The sequence below is a fragment of the Bradyrhizobium sp. USDA 376 genome, assembly GCF_054063675.1.
The window spans coordinates 8,738,673-8,754,433 of the sequence record NZ_JBSSGN010000001.1 but is presented as its reverse complement, the minus strand read 5'-3'; the positions used below and the strand labels follow the sequence as shown (position 1 = coordinate 8,754,433).

The following is a 15,761-nucleotide window of genomic DNA, read 5'->3' as shown; positions in this document are numbered from 1 at the left end:
ACGGCAAGGCCGGTTCACACTACGAAACCTGTGCTCATCGATCGTCGCAAAGCCGTCGCGCGATGGCCAGTCTGCGAACAATTTTTCGGCCAGATGCACGCCTAGCAGAATCCTTCGCCACCAACCGCAGACGAGGGGAGCCGAGTACCGTCCAGTGCCGAGGCCAAGTGACTATAAGTTCTATCGCAGTAGCCCGCCGGATCGGACTGTGTCCCTGAGCTCCATGCCCATCTATATCGGCGCGGCGATGATCGCGCTGGCGATCCTGCTGTCGACGCTGATCACGGGGCTCACCTCGCGCTATGTCGGCCTCGAAGCGCCGGCCGACGAGAACATGTGGCTGGTCGACCGTCTCACCGGCAGCGTCTATCGCTGCCAGGCCGAGGGGCGCGGCAGGGCGTCATGTGAGCCGGACGTCGCCACGGGCAGTCTCGGTGGCCGGTCCGGGGCGCCGAAGGACAGTCGCTGACCGCATCTGCCTTCGCATTGCAGCAAGAAAATTGTCTTCTCCGCGAAACGTCTGCGCGAGAGAATACGTAATTGCGAAGGCCGGCATGACGCCGGTTTCGTTTTACGGAGGAGACTTTTCGATGAAGATCTTGCTCACGGCCGCAGCCTTTGTCGCGTTCACTCTTTCGCTGTCCCCGGCATCCGCCGCCATGATGGCGTGCACCAAGGACAACATGATGAAGTCCGCCGCCACGATGGGCGGCACCCCCGACACGCCGGCCAAGATGGCGGCGAACAAGGAAATGGCCATGGCCAACACCGACATGAGCAATGGCAAGATGAAGAGCGCCTGCATGCACTACATGAAGTCGCAGAAGGCGATGTCGATGAAGTAGGCGCGCCGCGCGCCGTCCAGCCGCGCTGTCAGCAGATGGCAGCGCGGTTTTCCCTAGCCGCTCTCTTGCCCCGTTCTTTCTCTTGGCGCGAATTCCGCTACATTGTGTCCTGCAATGTCACGCGCGCCCAAACCGCTTCCCCTCACCACCACACAGGCCCGGCAGATCTGGCTGCACGCCCAGCGGCTGGATGAGCGCACCCCGTTCGGCGAGGGTGCGCTGGCCGTCGCGGATGCGGTCTCCCATCTCGGCTATGTGCAGATCGACACCATCAACGTCATCGAGCGCTGCCACCACCACATCCTTTACAGCCGCATCCCGTCCTATCGCCGCGCCGATCTGCGCCAGGCCCAGAGCGTCGACAGAAGCGTGTTCGAATATTGGACCCATGCGCTCTCTTACGTGCCGGCCGGCGACTTCCGCTTCTTTCTTCCGGCGATGCGCGAGCACCGCCGCGAGGGCCACAAATGGTACGCCTCGGTCAAGCCTGCCGACACGCGCAAGGTGATGCGGCTGCTGCGTGCCGGGCCGCTGACGATCCGCGACATCGAGGACGACGTGCTCACCGAGAAGGAGCACCTTTGGCAGAGCCGCAAACCCTCGAAGCGGGCCTTGCAGCTCGCCTTCTATACGGGCGTTGCGACCATCAGCGAGCGCCAGGGCATGCTCAAGACCTATGAGCTGATGACGCGCCATTTCGGCTGGGACAAGCTGCCGAGGCCGGCCTCGAACAAGGACATCACGGCCTATCTGCTCGACCGCGCGCTGCGCTCGCAAGGCGTCGTCAGCCTCGATTCGATCTGCCATCTGGACGCGCCGCGCAAGAAGGCGGTGGCGGGCCTGATCGCCTCACGCGTCCGCCGCGGCGAGCTCGTGCCCGTTGCGATCGACGGCGCGGGCCGGCAGGAGCATTGGGCCACGCCCCCGGCGCTGGAAGCGAACGGCGAGGTGTCGCCCGATCTCGTCCACATCCTCTCGCCGTTCGATCCCCTGATCATCCAGCGCAAGCGCACCAACCTCATCTTCGGCTACAACCACCTGTTCGAGGCCTACGTGCCGAAGGCGAAACGGAAGCTCGGCTATTTCGCGCTGCCGGTGCTGGTCGGCGACGAGATCGTCGCCGCGCTCGATCTGAAGACCGACCGGCAGGCGAAGAAGCTCCTGATGCAGAAATGGAGCTGGGTCGGGCAGGGCAGGAAGACGGCGGGGCGCAGGGAGCTCAAGCATGTGATCGAGGAGGAGCTCGATCGGTTCGAGCGGTTTCAGCTGGCGGAGTGAGCTACGCCTTCGTAGGGTGGGTTAGCCCTGCGATTGCGCGAAGCGCAATCGCTCGGCGTAACCCACCTCTTCTGTTTCAGCAGAGACCGGTCTCGTAGGGTGGGCAAAGCGAAGCGTGCCCACCTTCCTTGAGCACGAAGAAAAATCGTGGGCACGGCGCTAGGGCGCCTTTGCCCACCCTACGAGACCGCGCATTGCGACGAGCCGATCGATCCAAACCCCGAACGCAATACCGATCGCATACGCCACCAAATTCCACTGCGAGAATATCCGCCCGAGCAGCAGCGCGCCGGCCGTCGTGAGCCGGAACGCATCGAGCCATGGCACATGCACCAGCCGAGAGAATTCCACGACGACTGCAATCACCACCGCGATGACCGTGATCTGCATTCGCGATAGCCGCGGCAGTAGAACCCCGACCAGCAGAAACACCATCGTCGCCCACAGCAGCGAGCCGCCGTACTTCACCACGAAGGCGGGAAGTCCAAGCGGAAAGCCGTACCAGCGCAAGGACAGCCCGCAGGCGATCACGACCAGCGCGAGGGCGGCGCGGGTCAGCGATGTCCGGAGCGGTGCAATGGAGTTGACTGGTTGCGCCCCGTGCATTGCTCGCTCCATTGACTCTTCGCCCGCAATGCGGAAAACCGCGAGCCAGCCCATAAAAGCAACAACCCCGGGGGGAAAGCCATGAGCCAGACCACGACCTATGCCGGTTCCGCCGGCGCCGCCAAGTCGGACATCGAGACATCGACGATCCGCGCCATCTCCTGGCGCCTGATTCCGTTCCTGGTGCTGGCCTACTTCTTCTCCTATCTCGACCGCGTCAATCTCGGCTTCGCCGCGCTGACCATGAACGCGGAGTTGAAGTTCACGCCGCTGATCTTCTCCTGGGGTGCCGGCATCTTCTTCATCGGCTATTTCATCTTCGAGGTGCCGAGCAACCTGGCACTGGAGAAGTTCGGCGCCAGCCGCTGGATCGCCCGCATCATGGTGACGTGGGGCATCATCTCGGCGCTGATGGCGATGGTCAGCGGCGTGACCAGCTTCTACGTCCTGCGCTTCCTGCTTGGCGTCGCCGAGGCCGGTTTCTTCCCGGGCATCATCCTCTACCTCACCTATTGGTATCCGGCCGAATATCGCGCCCGCTTCCTCGCGGCCTTCGCCATCGCCGTGCCGGTCTCGACCGTGATCGGCGCGCCGATCTCCGGCCTGCTGCTCGGGCTCGACGGCATGATGGGGCTGAGGGGCTGGCAGTGGCTGTTCATCATCGAGGGCATCCCCTCGGTGCTGCTCGGCATCGTCACCTGGTTCTATCTCACCGACAAGCCGGAGAAGGCGGACTGGCTCTCGGCCGAGCAGAAGGCCTGGCTCAAGGCGAAGCTCGATTCCGAGATCGCGGCCAAGCAGGCGGTGAAGCATTTCTCGCTCGGCGAGGCGCTGTCCTCGCCGAAGGTGATCGCGCTCAGCCTGATCTATTTCGGCTTCGTCGGCGCGCTCTACGGCATGCAGTTCTGGCTGCCGCAGATCGTCAAGGCGTTCGGCCTCACCAATGCGCAGACCGGCTTCGTCACCGCGATCCCGTATCTGTTCGGCACCATCGCCATGATCCTGTGGGCGCGGCATTCAGATGCGACGCGCGAACGCGTGTTCCATGTCGGCGCGCCGCTGCTGCTCACGGCGGTCGCGCTCGGCATCTCCTCCTATCTCACCGATCCCACGGCGACGATGGTGGCGCTGACCGTCGCTGCAATCGGCGTGTTCTGCTGCTTCGGTGTGTTCTGGACCCTGCCGACCGCCTGGCTCTCCGGCACGGCCGCCGCCGGCGCCATCGCGCTGATCAACTCGATCGGCAACCTCGCCGGCTTCGGCGGTCCGTATCTGATCGGCTGGGTCAAGGAAGCGACGGGGCAGACCTCGACCGGTCTGCTCGTTCTCGCCGTCCTGCCGCTGCTCGCCGGCATCCTGGTGTTCGTGGGTCGCCACGACACCAAGCACGAGTTCGCTGATCAGGGGCGGTAGAGCCGAGTGAACGGTCCCGTAGGACCTCCTACCCGTGGTCAAGAGGTAGACGTCCTTGATGGGCGAGCATAGCGCCGTGCTCGCCGCCGTCCAGGACGCTTCGCGCCGGCGTTGCCGGTGCCGACGGCCTCCTGGACAGCGTCTGCGCGCGGCGCTGTGGCGATCGGCAGGTCGGGACGAAGGAATGGTCACACCGGCCGAACAAAGGAATGAGGCTCAGGCTTTAGTGGAGGTCCTTGCGCTATAGTCCGCCTCGTATGGGGTGTGTCGCTTGAGCGTCGTGCACAAGGCAAAGAGCAAGCGATCCCCTACAGTGCGCAGAGCACGCGCGTGGCCATGTCCTCGCTGTCGCAAGGCATCATAGCGTCGCCTGCTGGCCTCATCGTGTTGGATGGCGACCCGCGACCAGTGATGGACGGCGCTCTGTAGCCGCCTGTTGCAGGCGAGGCGACGGATCACGAAGCGTTGCTTGCCGCTTTGCCGCGTCACCGGCGCGGCCCCTGCCAAGGCGCGCAGAGCATGATAATCTCGCCTGCGCAGAGGCTCTGCGGCCTCGGCGAGCAGTGTGGCGAGATGGATCCTGCCGATTCCTGGCCAGGAGCGAAGGATCGTCACGTCGCACTGCTCCGAGCTCTGCCCCGAGGCCTTCTCCTCGCCTTCGATTGCGACGCACAGACGGTCCAGGTTCTGATGCGCCTCCTTGATCTGCTGATTGACCAGGTGCAGTCGTGCCGCCAAGCTGCGGATGTGTGCGCAGGCGGCCTCGGTGGTGCCGGGTGCCACGAACAGCGGGGCCTCGCGTAAAGTTTCAAGCACCCCCGCCGCATCAAGGCGGCGGATGCGATGGGCTTTCAGAACGCGTGCAATTGCCTTCTCGCTGGCCTTGGCCGCACGGGCCGGCGTCGGCACCATCTGCCAAAGCGCCAGGAACCATTCGTCAGCGACATCGTCGGTCAGCTTGGTGGCCTGCGGATAATATCGCCACAACTGCTTGCGCAGCCGGTTGGCAAGACGTGTGCGCTCCTGCTGCAGTTCGTCGGCCAAGCGCGACCACTCGCGCAGCTCGATCATCGTGGGATCGTCGACCACAAGCCGACGGAACGCCGCGCGATCCGTGCGGAGCGAAGCTCCGAGCACATGGGCATCGCGGCGGTCATCCTTGGCACCAGCCACCGTGAAGCGATCACGGAAGCGGTCAAGCTGCTTGGGATTGATCGCGAACACCGCAAACCCGTGTTCGAGCAACACCTCCACCACCGGGCCGTGCGGCATCTCGATCGCCACGGCGATCTGCCCCGGTGCGGCGTTGGTCTTCTGCAGCAGCCAGTCGCGCAACTCCGTCAGGCCCGCACCCTCATGGGCGAACTCGCAGTGAGCAACCTGTCTTCCTTCGGTATCCAGCAGGCAAACGCTATGGCTCTGCGTTGCCCAATCGATCCCGACGAACCAGCGTACATCTTCGAGCATTGTTGGGACCTCCTTGCTCTCAAAAAGCGGGCCACCGCGATCCTGATCGATCCCTGTACTGGCGCTCTCGGCGCGAACCTCCTACTGGATCTCGACCGCGGCCGCTCTGCCGGGGCGCGGCTCCTACGTCGGTGTTCAAGACACAGGTGGGCAAGGCTGCTCCCGGCGGATCGGCCCGTGTTCCAGTCTACACCTTCGACTGGATGCGAACCCCAAAAGGGTACAGGGTGGGCAAAGCGAAGCGTGCCCACCCCCTCTATGCCAATCGAAACGAATGGTGGGCACGGCGCTGACGCGCCTTTGCCCACCCTACGGCATCTCGCCCAAGGCGCCGGACCCGGACTGCCCAACCCTACAATCGCACCTTCGAGGCAATAGTCCCCAATCCTTACCACCCCTTAACGATCACGCTTTCCTGATGACTGACGATTATTGACTTTTATCAGTGATTAGTCGACATTCCTCTCATTGCAGCCGCAGGAGTGTCCTCCGATGTTCGTCCGGTCCGTTTTGTCCAGCTATTCCAAGCTTTTGGCGGGTGTGTCGCTGGCCCTGATGGCCGCCGCCCTGGCCGGGTGCAATGACACCGTCGCCGAAAAGGCCGAGCCGCCGCGGCCGGTTCTGGTGGCGACCGCGCATTATGATGCCGAGACCCCGGAGCGGAGCTTCGTCGGCACCGTTCGGCCCCGGATCGAGAGTGACCTGGGCTTCCGCGTCGCCGGTAAAGTTGCAAAACGCCTCGTGGAAGTCGGCCAGACCGTCGAGATCGGCCAGCCGCTCGCCACTCTCGACGAAGTCGACCTGAAGCTCCAGGCCGAGCAGGCCCTGGCCGAGCAGACCGCCGCGACCGGTGTGCTGGCCCAGGCCGCCGCCGCCGAGCAGCGCGCCAAGGATTTGAAGGCCAAGGGCTGGACCACCGACGCGCAGATGGATTCGAGCCGGGCGTCCGCCGACGAGGCCCGCGCCCGCCTGAACCGCGCCGAGCGCGCGCTCGAGCTGAGCAAGAATTCCCTTTCCTACGCGACGCTCAACGCCGACGCCCGTGGCGTCGTCACCGCAACGCTGATCGAGCCCGGCCAGGTGGTCGCCGCGGGCCAGGCTTCGATCCGTGTCGCCCGCTTTGCCGAGAAGGAAGCGGTCGTCGCGATCCCTGAGACGCTGGTTGGACGCGCCAAGTCGGGCGTCGCCAGCGTCACTCTTTGGTCGGAGCCGGACAAGAAGTACGCAGCGAAGCTGCGCGAGATCGCGCCGGCGGCGGATCCCGCCACCCGCACCTATCTTGCGAAGTTCTCGCTGCCCGAGGCCGACGACAAGGTCGCGCTCGGCATGACCGCGACGCTGACGCTGTCGGACGCTGCCACCGAGCGCGTCGCGCGGCTGCCGCTGTCGGCGCTGTTCAACGAAGGCGGCAAGCCGTCCTTCTACGTCGTCGACGACAACGGCGGCGTCACGCTCAAGCCGGTGACGGTGAAGTCCTACGAGAGCAACGACGTCGTCATCACCGGCGGTGTCGAAGAGGGCGCCAAGATCGTCGCCCTCGGCGTGCAGAAGCTCGATCCGGGCCAGCGGGTGCGGGTCGTGTCGTCACTGTCGTTCTAGGTTTTTTACAAGTTACGTCGTGTGAGGTGAGTTTCGGCCCTTGTCCCTAAGCAAAGGCTGAAGCGGCGAAGCGATCCAGAACCTGCCCAGCCCCCTGGATTGCTTCGCTGCCTCGCGACGACGGTTTGAACAGAGCGGCTGTCGTTTTTAACTGGATCGACCTTCGGAGAGTGCGATGAAGCGCTTCAACCTTTCGGCCTGGGCCGTCAGCCATCCGACGCTGGTTCTCTTCCTGATGATCATCCTCGGCGTTGCCGGCTTCTTCTCCTATGAGAAGCTCGGCCGCGCCGAGGACCCGTTCTTCACGGTCAAGACGGTGAACGTTTCCGTGATGTGGCCGGGTGCGACGTCGCAGGAGATGCAGGCGCAGGTCGCCGATCCCATCGAGAAGAAGATCCAGGAGCTGCCCTATTTCGAGAAGGTGCAGACCTATTCCAAGCCCGGCTTCGCCGCACTCCAGGTGACCTTCCGCGACAACACGCCGCCGAAGGACGTGCCCTATCTCTTCTATCTGCTGCGCAAGAAGCTGGTCGACGTGCAGGGCCAGCTGCCCTCCGGCATTCTCGGACCCGTCGTCAACGACGAGTTCTCCGACGTCGATTCCATCCTCTACATGATGACCGGCGACGGCGCCGACTATGCCCAGCTCAAGAAGGTCTCCGAAGGTTTTCGCCAGCGCCTGCTCAAGGTGCCCGGCGTCACCAAGGTCGACGTCTACGGCAATCAGGATGAGCGCATCTTCGTCGAGTTTTCGCATGCGAAGCTCGCCACCCTCGGCATCACGCCGCAGGCGCTGTTCGATTCGCTCGCCAAGCAGAACAATGTGACCCCCGCCGGCACGGTCGAGACCTCCTCGCAGCGTGTGCCGCTGCGCGTCACCGGTGCGCTCGACGGCGCCAAGGCCGTCGCCGAAACGCCGGTCGAGAGCAACGGCCGCGTGTTCCGCTTAGGGGATATCGCCACCGTCACCCACGGCTATGTCGATCCGCCGAGCTTCGTCGTCCGCCAGGAAGGCAAGGCCGCCATCGGCATCGGCGTCGTCACCGCCAAGGGCGCCAACATCCTCGAGCTCGGCAAGGAGGTCGAGAAGGCGACAGCCGAGTTCATGAAGGCCGTGCCGCAGGGCATCGACGTCAAGCTGATCGCCGACCAGCCCAAGGTGGTCGAGCACGCCGTCGGCGAGTTCGTGCACTCCTTCATGGAAGCGCTCGTCATCGTGCTGTTCGTCTCGTTCCTGGCGCTCGGCTGGCGCACCGGCATCGTGGTCGCGCTGTCGGTGCCCCTGGTGCTCGGTATCGTCTTCATCGTCATGAACACGATGTCGCTCGACCTGCACCGCATCACGCTGGGTGCGCTGATCATCGCGCTCGGCCTGCTCGTCGACGACGCCATCATCGCGGTCGAGATGATGGTGGTGAAGATGGAGCAGGGCTGGGACCGCATGCGCGCGGCGTCCTTTGCCTGGGAATCAACTGCGTTTCCGATGCTCACGGGAACGCTGGTCACGGCCGCTGGCTTCCTCCCCATCGGCTTTGCCAATTCGGCGGTCGGCGAATATGCCGGCAGCATCTTCTGGATCGTGGCGATCGCGCTGGTCGCCTCGTGGTTCGTCGCGGTGATCTTCACGCCCTATATCGGCGTCAAGCTGCTGCCCGAGATGAAGGCGCACCACAATCACGATCCGCACGCAGTCTATGAGACCCGCATGTACCGGGGCCTGCGCGCCATCGTGCAATGGTGCGTCAACCACCGCATCACCGTGGTGGTCGCGACCGTCGGCGTCTTCGTCGCCTCGATCGTCGGCTTCGGCCATGTCCAGCAGCAGTTCTTCCCGCTGTCGGAACGGCCCGAGCTGTTCCTCCAGCTGCGCCTGCCCGAGGGCACCGCCTTCAACGTCACCGAGAAGGCGGTCAAGAAGGCCGAGACCCTGCTCAAGGACGACAAGGACATCGAGACCTATACGTCCTATGTCGGCCAGGGCTCGCCGCGCTTCTGGCTCGGCCTCAACCCGCAGCTGCCGAACGAGGCCTTTGCCGAGGTCGTCATCGTCGCCAAGGGCGTCGAGGCGCGCGAGCGCATCAAGGCCAAGATCGAGAACGCTGCTGCCGAAGGCTTCCTGTCCGAGGCGCGCGTGCGCGTCGACCGCTTCAACTTCGGTCCGCCGGTCGGCTTCCCCGTGCAGTTCCGCGTGATCGGCCCCGACGCCAACAAGGTGCGCGAGATCGCCTACCAGGTCCGCGACGTCATGCGCCAGAACAAGAGCGTCAAGGACGTCCAGCTCGACTGGAACGAGCAGTCGCCCTACCTGAAGCTCGTCGTCGACCAGGACCGCGCCCGTGCCATGGGCCTGACCCCGCAGGACGTCTCGCAGGCGCTCGCCATGCTGATCTCGGGCTCGCAGGTCACCACCGTGCGCGACGGCATCGAGAAGGTTGGCGTGGTCGCCCGTGCGATCCCGTCCGAGCGCCTCGACCTCGGCGGCGTCGGCGATCTCACCATCACTTCGCGCAATGGCGTCGCCGTGCCGCTGCAGCAGATCGCCAAGATCGAATATGCCCACGAAGAGCCGATCATGTGGCGGCGTAACCGCGACATGGCGATCACCGTGCGCTCCGACGTCGTCGACGGCGTGCAGGCGCCCGACGTGACCAACCAGATCACGCCGAAGCTGAAGGCGATCAAGGACCACCTCGAGCCGGCCTACCGGATCGAGCCGGGCGGCGCGTTCGAAGAGTCTGCCAAGGGCAACGCCTCGATCTTCATCCTCTTCCCGGTGATGGTCATGGTGATGCTGACGCTGCTGATGATCCAGCTGCAGAGCTTCTCGCGCCTGATCCTGGTGTTCCTGACCGCGCCGCTCGGCATCGTCGGCGCCTCCTTCGGCCTCAACGTCGCCAATGCCCCGTTCGGCTTCGTGGCGCTGCTCGGCCTGATCGCACTCGCCGGCATGATCATGCGCAACACGGTCATCCTGGTCGACCAGATCGAGACCGACGTCAGCCACGGCCTGACCCGGCGCGAGGCGATCGTGGAGGCGACCGTCCGCCGTGCCCGCCCGGTGGTGCTGACGGCGCTCGCCGCGATCCTCGCCATGATCCCGCTGTCGCGCTCGGCCTTCTGGGGCCCGATGGCGATCACCATCATGGGTGGCCTGTTTGTGGCGACGTTCCTGACGCTCCTGTACCTGCCGGGCCTCTACGCCCTGTGGTTCCGCAAGAGCCTGGATGAGGCGGGTACCCCCGAGCAGCCTGCCGCGCCGCAGCATGGGAGCGATGACCAGCATGCAATTCCGCTTGCTGAAGCGGCTGAATAAATGAGAAGAGTGCTGATTGACGAGTCCTGACAGATGACACTGGTTGCGGAACATATCGAAGGCGACACCCGGGATCGTATCCTCGAGGTGGCCGAGCGGCTGTTCCGCCAGATCGGCTACCAGAAGACCACGGTCGGCGACATCGCCAAGGAGCTCAGGATGAGCCCCGCCAACGTCTATCGCTTCTTCGAATCGAAGAAGGCGATTCACCAGGCGGTGGCCCGTTCGCTGATGGGCGAGGTCGAGCTGGAGGCGCAACGGATCGTGGCGCGGCCCGGCCCGGTACTCCCGCGCTTCCGCGAGCTGCTCACCACCATCCACCGCATGAACACCGAGCGCTATGTCGGCGACAACAAGCTGCACGAGATGGTCGCGATCGCGATGGAGGAGGACTGGGACGTCTGCGTCGCCCACATGGAGTGCATTGCCGGGGTGATCGGCCAGATGATCGCGCAAGGTGTCGCCTCCGGCGAGTTCGAGGCGGCGGACCTGCAACTGGCCTCGCTGTGCGCCTGCACGGCGATGATCCGCTTCTTCCACCCCCAGATGATCGCCCAGTGCGCCACCAAGCCGGGCCCGACCATCGACCAGATGATCGATTTCGTCATCGCGGGTCTGTCGCCGCGCCACTGACGGGCGGGAAGTTTCCTCCTATAAGCTGCTTCTCTGTCATTCCGGGGCGCCTCGAAGAGGCGAACCCGGAATCTCGAGATTCCGGGTTCGATGCTTTGCATCGCCCCGGAATGACGGAAAACGGAGAAGCAGCGCGTGACCGACAAAGACCTCTATTTCTACGAGCCCTCCAAGGGCCACGGCCTCAAGCACGATCCCTTCAACGCCATCATCGCGCCGCGGCCGATCGGCTGGATCTCCTCCCGCGACACCAGGGGCCACGTCAACCTCGCGCCCTACAGCTTCTTCAACGCGTTCTGCTACGTGCCGCCGATCATCGGCTTCTCCTCCACCAACTGGAAGGACACGGTGTCGAACATGGAGCAGACCCGGGAGTTCGTCTGGAATCTCACCACGATGGACCTCGCCAAGCACATGAACGCGACTGCGGCGCACGTCGCCCCTGAGGTCGACGAGTTCGAGATCGCGGGGCTGACCGCCGTGCCGGGCAAGCTCGTCAACGTGCCGCGCGTCGGGGAAAGCCCCGTCGCCTTCGAGTGCAAGGTCTCCGACATCGTTCGCCTCAAGGGCGCCAACGGCAAGGAGGCCGACGCCTGGCTGACGCTGGGCGAGGTGGTCGCCGTCCACATCGACAAGGCCATGATCAAGGACGGCGTCTATCAGACCGCCGCCGCCCGCCCCATCGTCCGCGCCGGCCGCCGCGGCGATTATTTCGAGATCAAGCCGGAAAACATGTTCGAGATGATCCGGCCGGATTAGGTCGGGCCCACCGCTCTCTCCACATGTCATTCCGGGGCGCGCCGTCAGGCGCGAACCCGGAATCCATAACCACGATAGGGAGTATGGATTCCGGGCTCACGCTTCGCGTGCCCCGGAATGACAGTCGGAGACATTGCACCTCCATCCCTCCCGGAACTGCCCCCACGCCCCGGCCGTTAGGCCCCGGGCGGCCGCCCGGCCGCGTCAATCCGCTTCATTTTGCTCGTGAAGTGTTCACGCACCCAGGCCAGTTTCCGCTAAAATGCCCTGTCACCGCGCCGATCCATGAGGTCCGCCATGAGCTTCCGCCGCGACAAAATCACCAAGCCGATCTTCTCCTGGGCGCGCGGCGTGCTGCCGGCGATGTCCGACACCGAGCGCGAGGCGCTGGAGGCGGGCGATGTCTGGTGGGATGCCGATCTCTTCACCGGTGATCCCGACTGGTCGAAATTGCTGAAAATCGCGCCGGCCAAATTGACCGACGAGGAGGAGGCCTTCCTGAGCGGCCCCGTCAATGAGCTCTGCGCCATGCTCGACGAATGGAAGATCTTCTGGGAATGGCGCGACCTGCCGCAGGACGTCTGGCACTTCGTCAAGCGCGAAAAGTTCTTCGGCATGATCATCCCGAAGGAGTTCGGCGGCCTCGGTTTCTCGCCCTACGCGCATTCGGAAGTGGTGCGCAAGATCTCGACCCGCTCGATCGCCGCCGCCGTCACGGTGATGGTGCCGAACTCGCTCGGCCCCGGCGAGTTGCTGATGCGCTTCGGCACCAGGGAGCAGCAGGAGCGCTGGCTGCCGCGCCTCGCCGATGGCCGCGACATTCCCTGCTTCGGCCTCACCAGCCCCGAGGCCGGCTCGGATGCCGCCTCGATGGTCGACAGCGGCATCATCTGCAAGGGCATTTTCGAGGGCCGCGAGGTCATCGGCCTCAGGCTCAACTGGCACAAGCGCTACATCACGCTCGGGCCGGTGGCGACGCTGCTCGGTCTCGCCTTCAAGGCCCATGATCCCGATCATCTCGTCGGCGATCAGGAAGAGCTCGGCATCACCGTGGCGCTGATCCCGACGAACTTGCCCGGCGTCGAGATCGGCCAGCGCCATCTGCCCTCGATGCAGGTTTTCCAGAACGGCCCGAACCGGGGCCGCGACGTCTTCATTCCGCTCGATTACGTCATCGGCGGCAAGGAGCGCCTCGGCCAGGGCTGGAAGATGCTGATGACCGCGCTCGCCGCCGGCCGCGGCATCTCGCTGCCGTCGCTGTCGGCGGCTGGCGCTGCCTATGCCGCGCGCACCACCGGAGCCTATGCCCGCATCCGCGAGCAGTTCGGCATTTCCATCTCCAAGTTCGAAGGCGTCGAGGAGCCGCTCGCGCGCATCGTCGCCACCGCCTACCAGCTCGATGCCGCGCGCCGGCTCACCTGCGCGGCGCTGAATGCCGGCGTCCATCCCGCCGTCATCTCCGGCATCATGAAGCTGCACGCGACCGAGCGGATGCGCGCCGCGGTCGACGACGCCATGGACATCCACGGCGGCAAAGCCGTGATCGATGGTCCGCAAAACTATCTCGGCAATCTGCATCGCGCCGTCCCCGTCGGCATCACGGTCGAGGGCGCCAACATCCTGACCCGCAATCTCATCGTGTTCGGGCAGGGCGCGATCCGGGCGCATCCTTACCTCCTCGACGAGATGAACGCGCTTGCGGACACCGATCGCGAGCGCGGGCTCACAGCGTTCGACACGGCGTTCTGGAAACATGTCGGCCACAGTTTTCAGACGCTGTTCCGCGCCTTCGGCCGGAGCTGGACTTTTGGCGCCTTCGCAATGGCGCCCGATGCCGGCGATGCCACGCCATTCTATCGCCAGCTCTCGCGCTATTCGGCGGCCTTTGCGCTCTGCGCCGACATGGCGCTGCTGACGCTCGGCGGCGCGCTCAAGCGCAAGGAAATGCTGTCGGCACGCTTCGGCGACATTCTGTCCGAGCTCTATCTGCTCTCGGCCGTCCTGAAGCGCTGGCAGGACGAGGGCCGGCAGAAGGAGGATTTTGCAGCGCTGGAATGGTGCATGGCGACCGGCTTCAGGACCATCGAGAACCGGCTTGCCGAAATCCTCGCCAACCTGCCCAACCGCTTTGTCGCCGGCTTCCTCAAGCTCGTGGTCCAGCCCTTCGGCGCCCGCGTGCTCGGCCCGTCCGATCGCGTCGTGCATCAATGCGCTGGCATCGTGCTGGAGCCGTCGGCGGCACGCGAGCGCCTCACGCCGGATCTCGCTTATGTCGACGACGACGGCGGCTTTGCCCGGCTGGAGCGAGCGTTCAAGCTGGTGGCCGGGACCGATGCGATCGCCAAGCGCATGCGCGCTGCGCACATAAGGGACTGGAAGGATGCCGTGACCAAGGGCGTGATAACGCAGGCCGAGGGCGAGCAACTGGCGGCTGCTCACGAAGCAGTCACAAAAGTCATCGAGGTCGACGATTTTGCGCCGGAGGCGCTGTCGCCGATTTACAAGAAAACCGGCGACGTGCATCAGTTCTTCCAGGAACTCGGTGAGCAGAGGGCGGCAAGCTGATGGCACGACCGGTTTTCATCGTCGACGGCAGCCGGACGCCGTTTCTGAAGGCACGTTCAGGGCCAGGTCCGTTCACGCCGGTCGATCTTGCCGTGCAATGCGGCCGGCCGCTGCTGGCGCGTCAGCCGTTTTCGCCCGACGATTTCGACCAGGTCATCCTCGGCTGCGTCAACGTGATCGCGGACGAGATGAACCCGGCCCGCGTCGCCGCGCTCCGGCTCGGCATGGGCGAGGACATGGTCGCCTTCACCGTGCAGATCAATTGCGGCTCCGGCATGCAGTCGATCGACACCGCCTATCGCTACATCCGCGAAGGCCATGCCGACATGATTTTGGCGGGCGGCACCGAGGCGCTCAGCCACGCGCCGCTGGTCTGGCCGAATTCCGGCGTGCGCTGGTTTGCCGGGCTCGCCACCGCCAAGGGCGTGGCCGCGAAGCTGGCTGCGGCGTTCAAGTTGCGGCCGCGTTATCTCAAGCCGATCATCGGCCTCGAGCGCGGGCTGACCGATCCCGTCACAGATTTGAACATGGGCCAGACCGCCGAGGTTGTCGGCCATCTCTTCGGCATCACCCGCGCGCAGTCGGATGCCTATGCGGCCGAGAGCCATCGCCGGCTCGCGCACGCGCAGGGCGCGAGTTTTCTCAAGGGCGAGGTCGAGACCGCGTTCTCCCGCGACGGCAAATTCTTCGACCACGATGACGGCGTGCGTCCGGACTCGACGGCCGAGTCGCTCGCGAAACTGAGGCCGGTGTTCGAACGCCCCTGGGGCCAGGTCACCGCCGGCAATTCCTCGCAGATCACCGATGGCGCCTCCTGGGTGATCCTCGCCTCCGACCAGGCGGTGGCAAAGCACAGGCTGACGCCGAAAGCTGTCATCGTCGACAGCCATTGGGCCGCGCTCGATCCCAGCATCATGGGGCTTGGCCCGGTGATGTCAGCGACGCCGCTGCTGAAGCGCAACGACCTCACCATCAAGGACGTCGAGACCTGGGAGCTGAACGAGGCTTTTGCGACGCAAGTGCTCGGCTGCCTCGCCGCATGGAACGACGACAAATTCTGCCGCGAGATTCTTGGGCTCGACGGCGCGGCCGGCGAGATCGACCGTGAAAGACTCAACGTCGATGGCGGCGCCATCTCGCTCGGTCATCCCGTCGGCACCTCCGGCAACCGCATCGTGCTGCATCTCGTTAACGCGATGAAGCGGCTCGGCACGCGGCGTGGCGTTGCCACCGAATGCATCGGCGGCGGGCTCGGCGGCGCCATGCTGATCGAGGCGGTGTGA

At 64.9% G+C, this 15,761-nt stretch carries 12 protein-coding genes; 10 read left to right on the top strand and 2 right to left on the bottom strand.

Annotated features, from left to right (window positions below):
* Positions 1-223: 223 nt before the first annotated feature.
* From ACVJ19_RS41210 to ACVJ19_RS41200, 3 genes are all read left to right on the top strand, one after another.
* Entirely contained in the window at positions 224-469 is a 246-nt protein-coding gene (locus ACVJ19_RS41210; RefSeq protein ID WP_453954775.1) for a hypothetical protein, read from the top strand.
* Positions 470-590: 121 nt separating this feature from the next.
* Entirely contained in the window at positions 591-845 is a 255-nt protein-coding gene (locus tag ACVJ19_RS41205; RefSeq protein ID WP_453954774.1) for a hypothetical protein, read from the top strand.
* A gap of 114 nt (positions 846-959) precedes the next feature.
* Positions 960-2,123 (top strand): winged helix-turn-helix domain-containing protein, encoded by a 1,164-nt coding sequence (locus ACVJ19_RS41200; RefSeq protein WP_453954773.1) that lies wholly within the window; start codon positions 960-962, stop codon positions 2,121-2,123.
* A 159-nt stretch (positions 2,124-2,282) separates the two neighbouring features.
* On the opposite strand, the gene ACVJ19_RS41195 is transcribed toward ACVJ19_RS41200, so the two are convergent.
* Entirely contained in the window at positions 2,283-2,729 is a 447-nt protein-coding gene (locus ACVJ19_RS41195; RefSeq protein ID WP_453955311.1) for a ribosomal maturation YjgA family protein, read from the bottom strand.
* Between the two features lie 81 nt (positions 2,730-2,810).
* On the opposite strand from ACVJ19_RS41195, the gene ACVJ19_RS41190 reads away from it, so the two are divergent.
* Positions 2,811-4,142 carry an MFS transporter gene (locus ACVJ19_RS41190; RefSeq protein WP_453954772.1) on the top strand — a complete coding sequence of 444 codons (1,332 nt, stop codon included), beginning with the start codon at positions 2,811-2,813 and terminating at the stop codon, positions 4,140-4,142.
* A gap of 216 nt (positions 4,143-4,358) precedes the next feature.
* Here ACVJ19_RS41190 and ACVJ19_RS41185 read toward each other — a convergent pair whose 3' ends face one another.
* A complete protein-coding gene (locus ACVJ19_RS41185) occupies positions 4,359-5,609 on the bottom strand; it encodes an IS110 family RNA-guided transposase (RefSeq protein ID WP_453948482.1) in 1,251 nt (416 codons plus the stop codon).
* 492 nt (positions 5,610-6,101) lie between these two features.
* Between ACVJ19_RS41185 and ACVJ19_RS41180 the strand changes: the two genes are divergently transcribed.
* The 6 genes from ACVJ19_RS41180 (at position 6,102) to ACVJ19_RS41155 (ending at position 15,761) form a co-directional block, all read left to right on the top strand.
* The gene (locus ACVJ19_RS41180) at positions 6,102-7,208 is read left to right on the top strand and encodes an efflux RND transporter periplasmic adaptor subunit (protein WP_453954771.1); all 1,107 of its coding nucleotides are present in this window, start codon (positions 6,102-6,104) and stop codon (positions 7,206-7,208) included.
* Positions 7,209-7,383: 175 nt separating this feature from the next.
* On the top strand, positions 7,384-10,521 hold the full coding sequence (locus ACVJ19_RS41175) for an efflux RND transporter permease subunit (RefSeq protein WP_453954770.1): 3,138 nt from the start codon (positions 7,384-7,386) through the stop codon (positions 10,519-10,521).
* A 33-nt stretch (positions 10,522-10,554) separates the two neighbouring features.
* Complete coding sequence (locus tag ACVJ19_RS41170) at positions 10,555-11,154, top strand: TetR/AcrR family transcriptional regulator (protein ID WP_453954769.1); 600 nt, start codon at positions 10,555-10,557, stop codon at positions 11,152-11,154.
* A gap of 135 nt (positions 11,155-11,289) precedes the next feature.
* Entirely contained in the window at positions 11,290-11,913 is a 624-nt protein-coding gene (locus ACVJ19_RS41165; protein WP_453954768.1) for a flavin reductase family protein, read from the top strand.
* 297 nt (positions 11,914-12,210) lie between these two features.
* Positions 12,211-14,478 carry an acyl-CoA dehydrogenase gene (locus ACVJ19_RS41160; RefSeq protein ID WP_453954767.1) on the top strand — a complete coding sequence of 756 codons (2,268 nt, stop codon included), beginning with the start codon at positions 12,211-12,213 and terminating at the stop codon, positions 14,476-14,478.
* The gene (locus tag ACVJ19_RS41155; RefSeq protein WP_453954766.1) at positions 14,478-15,761 is read left to right on the top strand and encodes an acetyl-CoA C-acetyltransferase; all 1,284 of its coding nucleotides are present in this window, start codon (positions 14,478-14,480) and stop codon (positions 15,759-15,761) included. Before ACVJ19_RS41160 ends, ACVJ19_RS41155 begins: the two co-directional genes overlap by 1 nt.

Bases quoted from the DNA above. Each gene is read 5' to 3' on its own strand.
- ACVJ19_RS41180 (WP_453954771.1), top strand. From the start codon at position 6,102: ATGTTCGTCCGGTCCGTTTTGTCCAGCTATTCCAAGCTTTTGGCGGGT.
- ACVJ19_RS41155 (WP_453954766.1), top strand. From the start codon at position 14,478: ATGGCACGACCGGTTTTCATCGTCGACGGCAGCCGGACGCCGTTTCTG.
- ACVJ19_RS41195 (WP_453955311.1), bottom strand. From the start codon at position 2,729: ATGCACGGGGCGCAACCAGTCAACTCCATTGCACCGCTCCGGACATCG.
- ACVJ19_RS41175 (WP_453954770.1), top strand. From the start codon at position 7,384: ATGAAGCGCTTCAACCTTTCGGCCTGGGCCGTCAGCCATCCGACGCTG.
- ACVJ19_RS41210 (WP_453954775.1), top strand. From the start codon at position 224: ATGCCCATCTATATCGGCGCGGCGATGATCGCGCTGGCGATCCTGCTG.
- ACVJ19_RS41185 (WP_453948482.1), bottom strand. From the start codon at position 5,609: ATGCTCGAAGATGTACGCTGGTTCGTCGGGATCGATTGGGCAACGCAG.
- ACVJ19_RS41160 (WP_453954767.1), top strand. From the start codon at position 12,211: ATGAGCTTCCGCCGCGACAAAATCACCAAGCCGATCTTCTCCTGGGCG.
- ACVJ19_RS41205 (WP_453954774.1), top strand. From the start codon at position 591: ATGAAGATCTTGCTCACGGCCGCAGCCTTTGTCGCGTTCACTCTTTCG.
- ACVJ19_RS41190 (WP_453954772.1), top strand. From the start codon at position 2,811: ATGAGCCAGACCACGACCTATGCCGGTTCCGCCGGCGCCGCCAAGTCG.
- ACVJ19_RS41200 (WP_453954773.1), top strand. From the start codon at position 960: ATGTCACGCGCGCCCAAACCGCTTCCCCTCACCACCACACAGGCCCGG.
- ACVJ19_RS41170 (WP_453954769.1), top strand. From the start codon at position 10,555: ATGACACTGGTTGCGGAACATATCGAAGGCGACACCCGGGATCGTATC.